Origin of the sequence: Streptomyces tricolor, from assembly GCF_002155905.1 — a bacterium.
GTDB classification, from domain to species: Bacteria; Actinomycetota; Actinomycetes; order Streptomycetales; family Streptomycetaceae; genus Streptomyces; species Streptomyces tricolor.
Genome location: NZ_MUMF01000177.1, coordinates 1 through 14655 on the forward strand (window position 1 = coordinate 1; position 14655 = coordinate 14655).

Sequence of the window (14655 nt, forward strand, 5' to 3'; positions counted from 1 at the left end):
GCCCATCGGGGGGTGCCCGCGAGCATGGCCGATGGCCCACACCGCGGGGCCGCCCGCACTCGGGCGGATGCCCGGGACCACCAGGAGTGCCCGGCATCACCGGGGTCACCGGCGCCACAAGGATCCCCGCCGCCGTGGTGCATGTCCGGCGGCGCAGGGGTCCGGCACGGGCGGGCCCCGCTACCAGGGGGCTGCCCGTCGTCACGGTGGAGGCCCGGCATGACAAAGGCCCCGGCAGCAAGGAGAACGCCCAACGCTACGGGGCTGCCCGCCGACACGGAGGATGCCCGGCTCCCCGGCGGATGCCCGCCGACACAGCGGCTGCCCGGCACCCCGGAGGATCCCCAACACCCCGGTAGATGCCCAGCACCACGGGGGATGCCGGCACCGTTGCGGTGGCCGGGCATCCCCCGTGCTGCTTCGCCGGCCGGAGGGTCGTCGGCGGCCGTCGCGGCGTGCGCGGCGGCCGCCGTCGGCGCGGCGGACTTGAGCCGGCTGCGGAGCGGTACCGCTAGGGCGCGGTGTGCGTCACGCGTCCGCCGGAGCCGGTGCGGTGGCGAGGGTGAGGGCCCTGGCGGCCTTGCGGATCAGGTCCAGGCGGCCGCTGTGGTCGGTGCGGGCGGGCGAGAGCATGACGGTCAGGGTCGTCGCCCCGGCCGCGGCGAACTCCCGCATCCGCTCGGCCACCCGCTCCACCGGCCCGATCAGCGAGACCCGGTCGATCAGCTCGTCGGGCACGGCCTCCGCGGCCTTGGCCAGGTCGCCGTCGGCGGCCCGCCGGTGGAACTCGGTCATGGCCGCGCCGAACCCGAGCCGGCGGGCCAGCGCCGTGTACACATTGCGTTCCGGATCGCCCATGGCGAGAAAGTGCGCGTAGTGCCCGCGCAGCCGCTGCACGCCCTCGGCCACGTCGTCGACGAACAGGGTCGGCACGCTCGGCGCCACCTCGAACCCGGTCATGTCCCGGTCCGCGCGCTCGCGCCCGTCCCGCAGGTCCCGCACCGCTTCGACCAGCGACTCCGGCGAGACGAACGCCCCGATCCAGCCGTCGGCGACCTCGCCGGCCAGCCGGAGGTTCCGGCTGCTCAACGCGGCCAGATAGAGGGGGATCCGGGTGCTGCCGGCATCCGTGAGGTGCAGCGGCGCCGCGTCCCGGCCGCCCGCCGGCAACCGGTAGTGCTCACCGTCGTACCGCACCGGACGCCCGCTCAGCGCGGCCCGGACGATGTCCACGTACTCCCGGGTCCGGGACAGCGGCTTGTCGAACGGCACGCCGTACCAGCCGTCGGACACATCGGGATTGGACACCCCGAGACCCAGCCGGAACCGGCCGCCGCTCAGCGCGTCCAGCGTCACGGCGGTGAGCGCGGCGAGTCCGGGCGAGCGGGCCGGGATCTGCATCACGCCCGAGGCGAGGCCGATGGTCCGGGTCTGCCCGGCGACCATGCCGAGCACACTGGCCGCGTCGCTGCGGTATCCCTCTCCGCAAATCACGAGATCGAATCCGGCGCGCTCCGCGCACCGCGCCAGTTCCCCGGCGTTTTCATGGACGAGATGGGCGGCTAGGCGCATGCGGAAATACCTTTCGGAACGAACAGGCACTCAGGTCGTCCTCAGCCTCCGCGCGCGCTCTGTAATTCCTATGGAGAGAGCCTGGATCCCGCCGGGCTCTCGCATTGTCCGAGCCGCTCCAGAACTCTTCCGCAACCGCTCCAGAAGCACCCGAATACTTGTCGAATGCAGGCAACGAAAAGTGATCGGAAGCGGTCGCCCACGAGGACGACGGCGGCCGTTCCTGCCAGGAGGAGACAGCATGATTGTGGTGACCGGGGCGACCGGGAACGTCGGTCGGCATGTGGTCACGGAGGTGGCCGTGGCCGGCCACCCGGTCCGCGCGGTGACCCGCACGGCCACCGGCGCCCCGCCCGCGCCCGGCGCGCGGCTCGTGCAGGCGAACCCGGCCGTCCCCGAGACGATGGAGGAGGCGCTGGACGGAGCGACCGCCCTCTTCCTCAACTACTCGGCGGTCCGCGACGCGACCCCCCAGCTCCTGGCGCTGGCGAAGAAGCAGGGCGTGCGCCGGGTGGTCCTGCTGTCGTCCGCGGCCGTCGAACGCGCCCCCGCCAACCCGATCGCCCAGCTGCACCGCGCGCTGGAGGAGGCCGTGGAGGAGTCCGGTCTCGACTGGACCTTCCTGCGCCCCGACATGTTCGCCGTGAACACCATCCGCTTCTGGGGCGGGCAGATCCGTGACCACGGCGTGGTCCGCGCCGCCTACGGCGACGCCGCGCTCGCCCCCATCGACGAGCGGGACGTCGCGGCGGTCGCGGCGACCGCGCTGACCGATCCGTCCGCGCGCCACGTGGGACAGCGGTATCCGCTCACCGGACCCGAGGCGCTCACCCAGCGCCGCATGGTCGAGCTGATCGGCGCCGCCCTCGGCCGGCCGCTGCGCTTCGAGGAGATCACCCGGGACCGGGCGGTCGCCGAGATGGCCGGGCTCGGCGTGCCCGAGCCGGTCGCCGAGGGACTGCTCACCATGCACGAGGGATTCACCCGCGAGCCCATGCCCGTGGCCCCGCCGACCCACCTCATCACCGGAAAGCCCGCCCACACCTTCGCGCAGTGGGCCCGGCTGCACGTGTCCGACTTCACCGCCGACAGCACCGCCGCCTGAGGGTCCTCCCCTCGCGGCAGGCCGCCCCGAAAGGAAACAGGAACACGGATGAATCGACGTACGGTCATCACCGGAATGGCGGTGCGCACACCCGGTGGTGGCAGCACCAAGGAGTTCTGGGACCTGATCAGCAACGGCCGGTCCGCCACCCGTGTCATCACCCGCTTCGACCCCTCGCCGTACCGGTCCCAGGTGGTCGGTGAGTGCGACTTCGACCCGCAGCTGGAGAACCTGACGCCCCGGGAGATCCGGCGCATGGACCGGGCCGCGCAGTTCGGCGTGGTGTGCGCCCGCGAGGCGCTCGCGGACAGCGGGCTGGACACAGCCGACCTGGACCCGGCGAAGGTCGCCGTCAGCGTCGGCAGCGCCATCGGCTCGCCGACCAGCCTGGAGCACGAGTACCGCATCCTGTCCGACGGCGGGCGCCACTGGGAGGTGGACGAGGCCTACCTGTCGCCGCACATGTTCGACTTCATGGTGCCGAGCGCCATCGTCAAGGAGGTCGCCTGGGCGGTCGGCGCCGAGGGGCCCGCGATGATGGTCTCCGACGGCTGCACCTCCGGCATGGACGCCATCGGGCACGCCCGCGACCTGATCACCGAGGGCAGCGCCGACATCGTCGTGGCGGGCGGCACGGACGCCTCGATCTCACCGATGGTGGTGGCCTGCTTCGACGCGATCAAGGCCACGACCCCGCGCATCGACGAACCCGAGCGGGCGTGCCGCCCGTTCGACCGGACCCGCAACGGATTCGTCCTCGCCGAGGGCGCCGCCATGCTGGTCCTGGAGGAGTACGAGCACGCCCGCCGCCGCGGCGCCCGGGTCTACGGCGAGGTCGCCGGCTACGCCACCCGCTGCAACGCGTACCACATGACCGGCCTCAAGACCGACGGCATCGAGATGGCCGAGGCCGTCCGGCACGCCCTGGACGAGGCCCGGGCCAACCCCACCGACGTCGACTACATCAACGCCCACGGCTCGGGCACCACCCAGAACGACCGCCACGAGACCGCCGCCTTCAAGCGCAGCCTGGGCGAGCACGCGTACCGCACGCCCGTCAGCGGCATCAAGTCGATGATCGGGCACTCGCTCGGCGCCATCGGCGCCATCGAGATCGCCGCCTGCGCCCTCGCCCTGGTCAACGACGTCGTACCGCCGACGGCCAACCTCCACGAACCGGATCCCGAATGCGACCTGGACTACGTGCCGCTGACGGCGCGTGAGGCACGGCTCGACACCGTGCTCAGCGTGGGCAGCGGGTTCGGCGGCTTCCAGAGCGCCGTCGTGCTGCACGGCCCGCGGAAGGCGGCGGCATGAAGCGCGCCGTCGTGACGGGGATCGGGGTGGTCGCCCCCAATGGCCTGACCACCGAGGACTTCTGGGCCGCCACGCTCAAGGGGCGCAGCGGCATCCGCGAGGTCGAGTTCGGGGACACCCGCTACTCGGCCCGGTTCGGCGGCCGGATCACGGACTTCGACGACAAGCGGCACATCCCCAGCCGGCTGCTCCCGCAGACCGACCGGATGACCCGGCTCGCGCTGTACGCCGCCGAGTCCGCCTTCCGCGACGCCGAACTGGACCCGGAGGCCGTCGCGGGCTACGGCAGCGGCGTCACGCTGTCCAACGCGGCGGGCGGATTCGCGCTCAGCCACCGGGAGTTGAAGAAGCTCTGGGGCGAGGGCCCGAAGTCGGTCAGCGCCTATCTGTCCTTCGCCTGGTTCTACGCCTGCAACAGCGGCCAGATCTCCATCCGGCACGGGCTGCGCGGACCGAGCGCCGCGCTGGTCGCCGAGCAGGCCGGCGGACTCGACGCGATCGGCTACTCGCGGCGCAGCGTGCGCCGCGGCACCCGGATGGTGCTGACCGGCGGCGTCGAGTCGGCACTGGACCCGTGGGGCTGGATCTCGCACATCTCCAGCGGCCGGGTCGCCCGGCCCGCCGCAGCCGACCGGGCCTTCCTCCCCTTCGGTACCGACGCCGCCGGCTACGTCCCCGGCGAGGGCGGCGCCGTCATGGTGCTGGAGGACAGGGACGAGGCCGACGCCCGGCGGGCGCCGCGCCGCTACGGCGAGATCGCCGGCTACGCGGCCACCTTCGACCCGGCCCCCGGCACCGGCCGGCCGCCCGGTCTGCGCCGGGCCGCCGAGAACGCCCTCGCCGACGCCGGGCTGGCCCCGGCCGACATCGACGTCGTCTTCGCGGACGGCGCCGGCAGCCCCGACCTCGACCGGGCCGAGGCGGAGGCGATCAGCGCGGTGTTCGGCCCCCGTGCCGTACCGGTCAGCGTGCCCAAGGCACTGGTCGGCCGGCTCTACGCGGGCGGCGCCCCGCTGGACGTCGCCACCGCGCTGCTGTCCATCCGCGACGACGTGATCCCGCCGGTCCCCGCCGCCGTCGAGCCGGACCCGGAGTACGGCATCGACCTCGTCGTCGGCGAGCCGCGCCACGTCCCGGTGCGCCGGGCCCTCGTCCTGGCCCGTGGCCGGGGCGGCTTCAACTCCGCCGTGGTGGTCACGGCCGCGGCCTGAACCCTCGCACACCCGTCCCACACCAGAGACAGGAGACACCATGTCCGCGTCCGCTCCCGAACTCACCGTCGACAGCCTGCGCGCCATCCTCATCGAGGTCGCCGGCCAGGACGAGTCGTTCGACGCCGACACCGACATCGCCACCCTGACCTTCGACGAGCTGGGCTACGACTCGCTCGCGCTGATGGAGCTGTCGGCCACCATCGAGCAGCGCTTCGGCGTCGCGATCGACGAGGAGGAGCTGTCCAAGCTGTCCACGCCGGAGGCCCTCGTCCTGTTCGTGAACGGCATGCTGGCCGAAGTCTCGTGAAGCTGCCCGCACCGCTCGGCCTCGCCGGGCACACCTGGTACCCACCGGACCGCGACCTCACCGCGGACGCGGTCCGGGAGGGCCGGGTCGACGCCAAGACCGCCCGCGAACTCGGCTACGAGGGGCTGCTGCTGTCGGCGGACACGGCACCGCCGGACATGGCGGTGCGTGCCGCCCGGCCCCTCCTCGAACGCATCGGCTGCCCGGCGGACGCCCTGGGCACGCTGTTCCACGCCAGCATCCACTACCAGGGCCACGACATCTGGTCGGCGCCGCACTACATCGCCCGCGAACTCGGCACCGGCGCCCAGCCCGTGGGCCTGCTCCAGCAGTGCAACGGGGGTGCCACCGGCATCGAACTCGCCGCGACCGCGCTGCTCGCGGACCCGGAGTGCGGGCCGGGCCTGGTCACCACCGCCGACCGCTTCCAGCCGCCGGTGTGGGACCGCTGGCTCGGCGACTTCGGCATGGCCGTGGGCGACGCGGCCACCGCGGTCGTCGTCCACCGCGGCGAGTACCCGGCGGACCTCCTGCTGCACGCCACCGGCACGGTGTCGGTGCCCGAACTGGAGGAGATGCACCGGGGCAACGACGCCTTCAACACCGCGCCCCTGGAGCACAGCCCGGTGATCGACGTCCGGCGCACCAAGCGGGCGTTCATCCGGCGCCACGGCATCGACCGGTTCTACAAGGCGGCACACCAGGGCGTCCGCCGGGCCGTGGCGGAGAGCCTCGCGCACGCCGGCCTGGAACCCGACGACCCGCGGCTGCGCTGGGCGGTCCTGCCCCGGCTCGGCAAGAAGGCGATGGAGGAGGCGTACATCCCGCCCCTGGTGCAGGTCACGCCCGCCGAACTGCTGGACCTCGGCACCCCCACCGGCCACCTGGGCGCCGGCGACCTCAACGCCTCGCTCACCCAGCTGGCCCGCGAGGAGCGGCTCGCGCCGGGCGAGTTCGCGCTGATCCTCAACAGCGGCGGCGGGTTCACCTTCAGCAGCTTCATCGTCGGACGGCCCTGAACGGCGGCCGCCGCCCGGCCGCCCGCACCAGCCTCCGGCACACCACCGAGCTTTCCGGCACACCACCGAGAAGGGAACACACCCCATGCCCGTGGGAATCCTCCGGGTCGGCGGACACACACCCGCCGAAGTCGTCAGCAACGAGCGGATAGCCGAGTGGAGCGGCACCACCCCCGACTGGATCGCCGAACGCACGGGCATCCACGAGCGGCGCTACGCCGACCCCGGCACCACCACCTCCGACCTCGCGGCCCACGCCGTGCGCCAGATCTTCGCCGAGGCCCCCGACGCCCCCGAACGCATCGGCGGCATCATCGTCGCCACCTGCACCCCGGACGTGCCCCAGCCCGCCACCGCGGCCGTCCTCCAGCAGAAGCTGGGCCTGCGCGACGTCCTCGCCTTCGACATCAACGCCGTCTGCAGCGGTTTCCTCTACGGCCTCACCCTCGCCGACGGGCTGCTGGGCCGCGGCGCCCAGCAGGACCAGCTGCTCCTGGTCGGGGCGGACAAGTTCTCCACCATCATGGACCGCGGCGACCGGCGCACCGTCTCGCTGTTCGGCGACGGCGCGGGCGCGGTGCTGCTCGGCCGGGTCCCGGACGGCTACGGCCTGCTCGGCTCGCGGCTGGTGTCCAACGGGGAGCTGCACCACTACGTCGGCGTGGAGGCCGGCGGCACCCGCACACCGCTGGACGAGGCCGCCCGCGCGGCCGGCGACCACCTGCTGCGGATGGACGGCCGGGCGGTGAAGGACTACGCGGTGACCACCATGCGCAAGCTGGTCGAGCAGGTCCTCGACGACACCGGGCTGTCCGTCGACGACATCGACCGCTTCGTCTTCCACCAGGCCAACACCCGGCTGCTGGAGTCCTTCGCGGCCGACCTGGGCATCGACCCCGCGCGCGTCCCGCTCACCGCGCCCCGCCTCGGCAACACCGCCGCCGGCTCCATCCCGCTCACCCTGCGGGCGACGGCGGACGAGCGGCCCCTGCGGCGCGGCGAGCACCTGCTGTTCGCGGCGGTGGGCGGCGGCATGACGGCCGCGGCCACGGTCCTGCGCTGGTACTAGCCGGGACCGGACACGAAGGACACGAGGGCGACAGGGAGAAGGACGACATGCGTCTCGCAGGCCGTGTGGCCGTGATCACCGGCGGCACCAAGGGCCTCGGCCTGGCCATCGCCACGGCCTTCCTCACCGAGGGGGCCCGGGTGGTCTGCGCGGCCCGCCACCCCCACGACATCGGCAAGCTGGAGGCGGAGGCACCCGGCCGTGTGCTCTACCGTCCCACGGACGTCGCCGACGAACGGTCCGTACAGGACCTGATGAACGCGGCGGCGGAGCACTTCGGCGCACTCGACGTGCTCGTCAGCAACGCCGGCACCAGCCGGGACGGCAAGATCGTACGGCTGGGGCTGGCCGAGTGGCAGGAGACCGTGGCCACCAACCTCACCGGCACCTTCCTGTGCGTCCGGGAGGCGGCGCGACACATGACGGAGCGGGGCGCGGGACGGATCGTCACCGTGTCGTCCAGCCTGGCCGGACGGGTCGCGCTGGGCGCGTCCGCCTACAGCGCCACGAAGGCGGCGGTGGAGATGTTCACCCGCACCGCCGCGGCCGAGCTGGGCCCCAAGGGCATCAACGTCAACTGCCTGTCGCCCGGCTACGTGGACGAGGGCATGGGCAAGCGGTTCTCCGCCGACCCGGCCGTCTGGGACGCGCACAAGTCCCGGCTGTCCCTGGGCCGCATGGGCCGGGCCGAGGAGATCGCGGACGCCGCCGTCTACCTCGCCGGGCCGGAGAGTACGTACGTCAACGGGCATGTGCTGGAGGTCAACGGTGGCCTCGCCTAGCCAGAACAGACCGGAAGGGACGATCGTGACAGGCAAGACCGAGGAGCGGCTCGAGGAGCTGGGCGACGGTGTGTTCGCCCATGTCCAGCTGGACGGCGGCTGGTGCCTGAACAACTCCGGCATCATCGTCGGCTCCGACTCCACCGTGGTCGTCGACACCGCCGCCACCATGCGGCGGGCCGCCCTGCTGCGCGACACGGTCGCCAGGCTGTCCCCGCGGCCGGTGACGACCGTGGTCAACACGCACCACCACGGCGACCACTGCTTCGGCAACTGCGTCTTCGGGCCGGAGACGTCGATCGTCGCCCACGACCTGGCGCGCACCGAACTGGACGCCGGCGGCCTGGCCCTGACCAAGCTGTGGCCGGACGTCGACTGGGGCGACGTCCGCCTCAGGCTGCCCGACCTCACCTTCCCGGAGCAGATCACCCTGCACCAGGGCGGGCACGAGATCCAGCTGATCCACGTCGGCCCGGCGCACACGACGAACGACATCGTGGCGTGGCTGCCGGGCCCGCGCGTGCTCTTCGCCGGGGACGTGGTGATGAACGGCGCCGCGCCCTTCACCCTCATGGGGTCCGTGCAGGGCTCCCTCGCCGCGATCGAGCGGTTGCGCGCGCTCGGTCCGGAGGTGATCGTGCCCGGCCACGGCCCGGTCGGAGGGCTGGAGCTACTGGACGCGAACGCCCGGTACCTGCGGTGGATCCAGCGCCTGACCGCCGCCGGCCGGGCGGCGGGGCTGACCCCGCTCGCCGTGGCGCGCACCGCCGACTTCGGCGAGTTCGCCGACCTGATCGACGGCGAACGCATCGTCGGCAACCTGGTGCGCGCCTACGCGGAGGCCGCCGGCGGCGCACTCGGCGAGACCCTCGACGTCATGGCGGCCTTCGGGCAGATGATCGAGTTTCATGGAAGCACCCCGACGTGCTTCGCCTGAAGCTCCCTCCCGCGGCGGACGAACAGCGGCCACACCGTGTCGTCCTCCAGCGCCGGGTCGTTCACCAGGATCGCCTGGCGCAGCGCGGCCATGGCGGGCAGCGGGTCCAGCCCGAACTCGTCCGCCATCCGCGCCCGCAGCTGGTCGCACTGGGCCAGGGCCCGGGTGCGCTGCCCGCAGCGGTAGAGCGCGATGATGTACAGCGCCTGCAACCCCTCGTGCGAGGGGTGCTCGGTGGTCAGCCCGGCGAGTTCGCCCAGCACCTGATGGTGCCAGCCGAGCCGCAGGTCGATCTCGATGCGCCGTTCCAGGAGCATCTTGCGGGACTCCTCCAGGCGCGTGACCTCGGCGGACAGCCGCGGCCCGGTCTGTACGTCGGCGAAGGCGGGCCCCCGCCACATGTTCAGGGCGGCCGTGATCCGCGCGTGCGCGGCGAGACAGTCGTTGGCCTGCGCGGCCTTGTGGCCCTCGGCGGCGAGCCGGTCGTACTCGGCGACGTCGAACCGTCCGGGTCCGGCGTCCAGGAGATAGCCGCCGCCGTCCCGGCGCAGGACGTCCTTGGGGTCGACCCGCTCCCCGGTCGCCGACGTCGCGGCGCCGATGAGCCGGCGCAACTGCATGACGTAGGTGTGCACGGTGGTCGAAGCGGTCCGCGGCGGACGGTCGTCCCAGAGTTCCGAGATGATGACGGAACTCGATACGACATTTCCGTTGGATGATCCGAGAAGGGCCAGAAGGGTGCGGGGCTTCGCTGCCTTCGGAACGGCATTCTCGCCATTGTTCAGGACGGTGAATGGGCCTAACGCGAAGATATCCACGAAAGAGTCATCCTCTGGTTCGAATTGCGGGCGAGGCAGTCCCCGTTGACTGCTTTGCTGTTCATCCTTCCTGGACGGATTATCGAGGAAACGGAATCTCCGGTCCCGTAAAACCGTGACTTGACGGAACGATAGTTGCCTGTAGGCCTCATCCGTCCCTCCTACGCTGTCAACCGGGTCTGGAGTCCGTATGGAGCTGCGCTGGGCCGCAACGGCGCCTAATGATCGTGACGGGCCTGCGGATTTCGTCGTAAAGAATCATCGGAATGTGGTCTTGAGGGAGGCCGGGCATGTCCACTCCGGTCGATAGGCAGACGCGGCTGATAAAGGACTTCAAGGAGGTGATGAGCCACTGGGCGAGCGGCGTGACGGTGGTCACGACGGCCGGACCGACCGGGCGTCCGCACGGTTTCACGGCCAGCTCCTTCACCGTGGTGTCACTGGACCCGCCGACCGTGCTGGTGTGCCTGGACCGGGCCGCGGACTGCGCCCCGGCATTCGCCGCCGCCGAGTGGCTCGCCGTCCATATCCTCGGCGCCGGCCAACGCGACATGGCGGGCCGGTTCGCCCGCAAGAGCCCGGACAAGTTCGCCGGGCTCGCCACCGAACCCGGCCGGTCGGGCACACCCCTGCTGCCCGACGCCGTCGCCACGCTGGAGTGCCGGACGGTACGGCGGCTCCCGGTGGGCGACCATCTGGTGCTGTTCGCCGAGGTCCACGACGCCCGTACGGCGGGGGAGGAGGAACCGGCCGGGGACCGGCCGCTGCTCTACCACCGCCGCGCCTTCCACGCCCTGGGGCACGGCGCTTGAGCGGGGACCACCCCCGCTCCAGGGCTGCTCCTGACCGGGTCCATCACCGGCTGCCAGCCTCGGGGCATGCGATCAATCGCCTTTCTCCTGCCGGGCCAGGGTTCGCAGAGCCCCGGCATGGCGACCCGTCTGTACGCGCACGACGAGGTGTTCGCCGCCGCGATGGACGAGTTCTTCACCGCACTCGGCGACAGCGGCCGGCGCCTGCGCGCGGACTGGCTGTCCGCCGACCCGGACCTGCCCATGGACCACGTACTGCGCTCGCAGCCCCTGCTGTTCGCCGTCGACCACGCCTACGCGCGCCTGCTGCGCTCCTGGGGGCTCGCCCCGGCCGCCCTGCTCGGGCACAGCATGGGCGAGGTCGCGGCGGCCGTACTCGCCGGCATCCTCGACTTCACGGAGGCGGCACGGCTGGTCTGGTGGCGCTGCGAACGCCTCGTCGACGCGCCCGCGGGCGGCATGCTGGCCGTCGCCGCGTCCGCCGACGCGGTACGGCCGCATCTGCGCGGCCAGGTCGTCGTGGGCGGGGTGAACGCGCCGAAGCAGACCATCGTCGCCGGCCTGCGGCACACGCTGGACGAGGTGGCCCGGTCCCTGCGCGCCGACGGCGTCACCGTCGCGGCCGTACCCTCGCAGACGCCCTTCCACAGCCCGGCCCTGGACGGCTCGGTACCGGCCGCCCGAGAGGCCTTCGCGCGGATCACCCGCCGCCCGCCGGCCGTGCCCGTCGTCTCCTGCTACACCGGTGCGCCCCTGAGCGACGCCGAAGCCATGGACCCGGACTACTGGGCCCCGCAGCCGGCCCGGCCGGTGCTGTTCTGGCCGGCGCTGGAGACGCTGCTCGCCTCGGGCGACCACGTGCTGGTGGAGACCGGGCCCGGTCAGGTGCTGACCCGGCTGGCCCGCCGCCACCCTGCCGTGCGCGCCGGGCGCAGCAGGGTCGTACCGCTCGCACCGGCCCGGCCGGGCGAGGAGGTCGCGACGCTGCTGGCCGCCCGGGACGCCCTGGCGGCGGCGGAGGCGAGCGCGGTCGGCGGCTGAACCCCCGCCGCCCCGCATCCACCCGACCACATCCCCGTACGGCCTCGCCGTGCCGGCCCCGGCGCCCGCGGCGAGGAGAGACATGTTCCCACTCCGGAGGTTGATCATGAGAGCAAGAACCCGTGCCGGTATCGTCGCCGTGGCCGCCGCCCTCGGCCTGAGCACGGTCTGGTCCGTCAGCGCCGCCGGCGAGGACGGCCGCCCGACGAGCAGGGCCCACAAGACCGGTACCGCCCCGGCCGAGATGCACCGGCTCGACTTCCTGCTGGGCTCCTGGAGGTGCCCGACCACGGTCACGGCGCCGGGCTCCCCCTCGGAGACCAGCGTGGTGGTCGGCACCATCAAGCCGGTGCTGGGCGGCGCCTGGTACCAGTGGGACGCGCTGCGGCTGCCCAACGAGCAGATGCCGAACAAGGCGCTGTCCCGCTGGATGATCGGCGGCTGGAACGCCACCGACAAGACCTTCACCGCCCTCTACAACGACGACCGGGGCACCTACGGCGTGGAGCACACCGAACCGGGTGCCGCGACGGACGGGCATGCCCGGTTCACCGGCCAATACACCATCGCGGGAAAGAAGTTCACGTTCATCGACGAGTTCACGAAGATCAGTGACGACCACTTCCGTGACGTGATCTCCGCCAAGGACGCCGAGGGCAAGATCGTCCCGGCGGGTTCCGTGGAGTGCTACCGCCGCTGAACCGGCGGACATCCCGACACGGCGCTGCGGCCGGCCCGGTGGCCGGCCGCAGCGCCTTTCGTTTGTGCCGCGCGCGGCGGACTCAGTAGTTCCCGAGCCCGCCGCACACGTTGAGCGCCTGCGCGGTGATGGACGCCGCGACGTCCCCGGCCAGATAGCCGACCAGCCCGGCCACCTCCTGCGGGGTCGTGTAACGGCCCAGCGGGATACGGGTGTTGAAGCGCTCCAGCACCTCGTCGGCACCGATGCCCCACTGCTCCGCGTATCCCTCGCGGACGTGCACGGCCATCGGCGTCTCCACGAACCCGGGGCAGACGGCGTTCACGGTGATCCCGGACTTGGCCAGTTCCAGGCCGAGCGCCTTGGTGAAACCGACCACGCCGTGCTTGGAGGCGGAATAGGGAGCGGCGAGGACGACACCCTGCTTGCCGCCCGTGGAGGCGATGTTGATGATGCGGCCGAGGCCCTGCTCCAGCATCCCGCCGGCGGTCAGGGCCTCCCGGGTGATGCGGAAGACGCTGTTGAGATTGGTCTCGATGACGTCCTCCCACAGCTCGTCCGGGATCTCGGCGGTCTTCCCGCCGCCTCCGCGCCCGGCGTTGTTGACCAGCAGGTAGAGCGGTCCGAAGCGGTCCCGCGCGGCACGCACCAGGCGGCGGACGTCCTCCTTCGAGGTCACGTCGGCCGCGATGCCGTCGACGTCGAGGCCGCGGCCCCGCAGCTTGTCGGTGACCGCGGTGACGGCGCCGCCGTCGCGACCGCACAGGAAGACGGAGTAGCCCTGCTCCGCGAGGAGTTCCACCACGGCGAGACCGATCCCGCTGGTCCCGCCGGTGACGAGGGCGGCCCGCCGTGCCTGTCCGTCGGACGCTGTGGCCATATGTCATCCACTCCTTGGGTGAGAGGTCTCTGCACCCTCAGGTGTATGCCGGGCTGCTGGCGGCCTTCTGGAGCCGGTGTCCAGCGGGCCCGGGCCGGTCCGCGGGACGTGGGCGCATCGGTCGGACCGCAGGGCGGACCGTGGTCGTGGCCCCGTCGATGGCGCTGTCGTCCCTCACCGCTCGTGGTGTCCGTGCCGCCCGGTCATGTGGGCGAGCACCTGCGCGGCGCCGTCCGGGGCGAAGGCGCTCGCGATGCCCTCGGCGGCTCCCTCGGCGGCCGTGGCGGAGCGCGGCAGGAGGACCTTCTCGTACGCCATGACGGCCTGGTCGACGTCGGGGTGCTCGACGAGGGCGCGGGCGAGGTCGGCGCCGTCGAGCATGGCGAGGTTGGCGCCCATCCCGGAGAAGGGGGACATGAGGTGGGCGGCGTCACCGAGGAGGGTGAGGCCCGGCGTGTGCGGCCAGGCGTGCGGGACCGGCAGCGCGTACAGGGGGCGGTTGACGTAGCCGGTGTCGGTCTCGGTGACGAAGCCGAGCAGATCGGGGCTCCAGCCGGCGAACCGGTCCAGGAGGGCGTCGCGTACGGCGGCGCGGTCGGCCGGGTCCAGGCCGGCCCGCCGGTGCCAGTCCTCGGCGGTGCGCATGCCGACGTGGACGCGGATGTGTCCGCCGCCGGTGCGCTGGGCGATGAGGCCCAGGTTGTCGGCCAGGGCCATCATGGTGCCGTGGCCGGTGAGCCCGGCGAGGCGGGGGTGGCGGCGGTCGGCGTCGTTCAGACCGGTCTCGACGAAGGTGACCCCGGTGTAGCGGGGTGTCGCACCGGACAGCGCGCGCCGCACCGCGGACCAGGCGCCGTCGGCCCCCACGACGAGGTCCGCGTCGGCTGTCGTGCCGTCGGCGAAGTGCAGGCGGTGGGTGCCGTCGCCGAGGGGTGCCACGGCGGTGAGCTTGTGGTCCCAGTGGACGGTGCCGGGGGCGAGGGAGTCCAGGAGAAGGCCGCGCAGCCGGCCGCGGTCGATCTCCGGGCTGCCGCCGGGGGAGCCGCTCCCGGCCGGTCCCGCGTCGCCCCCTGCCGGGACCG

At 72.8% G+C, this 14655-nt stretch carries 15 protein-coding genes; 11 read left to right on the forward strand and 4 right to left on the reverse strand.

Annotated features, from left to right (window positions below; genetic code table 11):
* Nucleotides 1-528: 528 nt before the first annotated feature.
* Nucleotides 529-1572, reverse strand: a complete 1044-nt coding sequence (locus CCN44_RS13870) for an LLM class flavin-dependent oxidoreductase (RefSeq protein ID WP_086697812.1) — start codon at nucleotides 1570-1572, stop codon at nucleotides 529-531.
* A 241-nt stretch (nucleotides 1573-1813) separates the two neighbouring features.
* Here CCN44_RS13870 and CCN44_RS13875 point away from each other — a divergent pair, with 241 nt between their 5' ends.
* From CCN44_RS13875 to CCN44_RS13910, 8 genes are all read left to right on the forward strand, one after another.
* Nucleotides 1814-2677 carry an NAD(P)H-binding protein gene (locus CCN44_RS13875; protein ID WP_086697813.1) on the forward strand — a complete coding sequence of 288 codons (864 nt, stop codon included), beginning with the start codon at nucleotides 1814-1816 and terminating at the stop codon, nucleotides 2675-2677.
* 48 nt (nucleotides 2678-2725) lie between these two features.
* Nucleotides 2726-3994: a beta-ketoacyl-[acyl-carrier-protein] synthase family protein gene (locus CCN44_RS13880; RefSeq protein WP_086697814.1), complete on the forward strand. Its 1269-nt coding sequence runs from the start codon at nucleotides 2726-2728 to the stop codon at nucleotides 3992-3994.
* Nucleotides 3991-5205, forward strand: a complete 1215-nt coding sequence (locus tag CCN44_RS13885) for a ketosynthase chain-length factor (RefSeq protein WP_086697815.1) — start codon at nucleotides 3991-3993, stop codon at nucleotides 5203-5205. Before CCN44_RS13880 ends, CCN44_RS13885 begins: the two co-directional genes overlap by 4 nt.
* Nucleotides 5206-5245: 40 nt before the next feature.
* The gene (locus CCN44_RS13890; protein ID WP_059247963.1) at nucleotides 5246-5515 is read left to right on the forward strand and encodes an acyl carrier protein; all 270 of its coding nucleotides are present in this window, start codon (nucleotides 5246-5248) and stop codon (nucleotides 5513-5515) included.
* Nucleotides 5512-6534 (forward strand): ketoacyl-ACP synthase III family protein, encoded by a 1023-nt coding sequence (locus CCN44_RS13895; RefSeq protein ID WP_208639769.1) that lies wholly within the window; start codon nucleotides 5512-5514, stop codon nucleotides 6532-6534. The genes CCN44_RS13890 and CCN44_RS13895 overlap by 4 nt, the downstream gene beginning before the upstream one ends.
* 85 nt (nucleotides 6535-6619) lie before the next feature.
* Nucleotides 6620-7603, forward strand: a complete 984-nt coding sequence (locus CCN44_RS13900; RefSeq protein ID WP_086697816.1) for a 3-oxoacyl-ACP synthase III family protein — start codon at nucleotides 6620-6622, stop codon at nucleotides 7601-7603.
* Nucleotides 7604-7650: 47 nt separating this feature from the next.
* Entirely contained in the window at nucleotides 7651-8385 is a 735-nt protein-coding gene (locus CCN44_RS13905) for an SDR family NAD(P)-dependent oxidoreductase (RefSeq protein WP_059247961.1), read from the forward strand.
* A 25-nt stretch (nucleotides 8386-8410) separates the two neighbouring features.
* Nucleotides 8411-9322: an MBL fold metallo-hydrolase gene (locus CCN44_RS13910; RefSeq protein WP_059247960.1), complete on the forward strand. Its 912-nt coding sequence runs from the start codon at nucleotides 8411-8413 to the stop codon at nucleotides 9320-9322.
* Here the strand turns inward: CCN44_RS13910 and CCN44_RS13915 are convergent.
* Nucleotides 9292-10140: an AfsR/SARP family transcriptional regulator gene (locus tag CCN44_RS13915; RefSeq protein WP_063808544.1), complete on the reverse strand. Its 849-nt coding sequence runs from the start codon at nucleotides 10138-10140 to the stop codon at nucleotides 9292-9294. The two genes, CCN44_RS13910 and CCN44_RS13915, sit on opposite strands and share 31 nt — an antisense overlap.
* Before the next feature lie 290 nt (nucleotides 10141-10430).
* Between CCN44_RS13915 and CCN44_RS13920 the strand changes: the two genes are divergently transcribed.
* From CCN44_RS13920 to CCN44_RS13930, 3 genes are all read left to right on the forward strand, one after another.
* Nucleotides 10431-10952 carry a flavin reductase family protein gene (locus CCN44_RS13920; RefSeq protein WP_086697817.1) on the forward strand — a complete coding sequence of 174 codons (522 nt, stop codon included), beginning with the start codon at nucleotides 10431-10433 and terminating at the stop codon, nucleotides 10950-10952.
* Nucleotides 10953-11018: 66 nt separating this feature from the next.
* A complete protein-coding gene (locus tag CCN44_RS13925; protein ID WP_086697818.1) occupies nucleotides 11019-11993 on the forward strand; it encodes an acyltransferase domain-containing protein in 975 nt (324 codons plus the stop codon).
* Nucleotides 11994-12099: 106 nt separating this feature from the next.
* Nucleotides 12100-12693 carry a DUF1579 family protein gene (locus CCN44_RS13930; protein ID WP_158103100.1) on the forward strand — a complete coding sequence of 198 codons (594 nt, stop codon included), beginning with the start codon at nucleotides 12100-12102 and terminating at the stop codon, nucleotides 12691-12693.
* 82 nt (nucleotides 12694-12775) lie between these two features.
* On the opposite strand, the gene CCN44_RS13935 is transcribed toward CCN44_RS13930, so the two are convergent.
* Nucleotides 12776-13573, reverse strand: a complete 798-nt coding sequence (locus CCN44_RS13935) for an SDR family NAD(P)-dependent oxidoreductase (protein ID WP_059247956.1) — start codon at nucleotides 13571-13573, stop codon at nucleotides 12776-12778.
* 174 nt (nucleotides 13574-13747) lie between these two features.
* On the reverse strand, nucleotides 13748-14655 hold a 908-nt coding region (locus CCN44_RS13940; protein ID WP_086697819.1), incomplete at its 5' end, for an FAD-dependent oxidoreductase.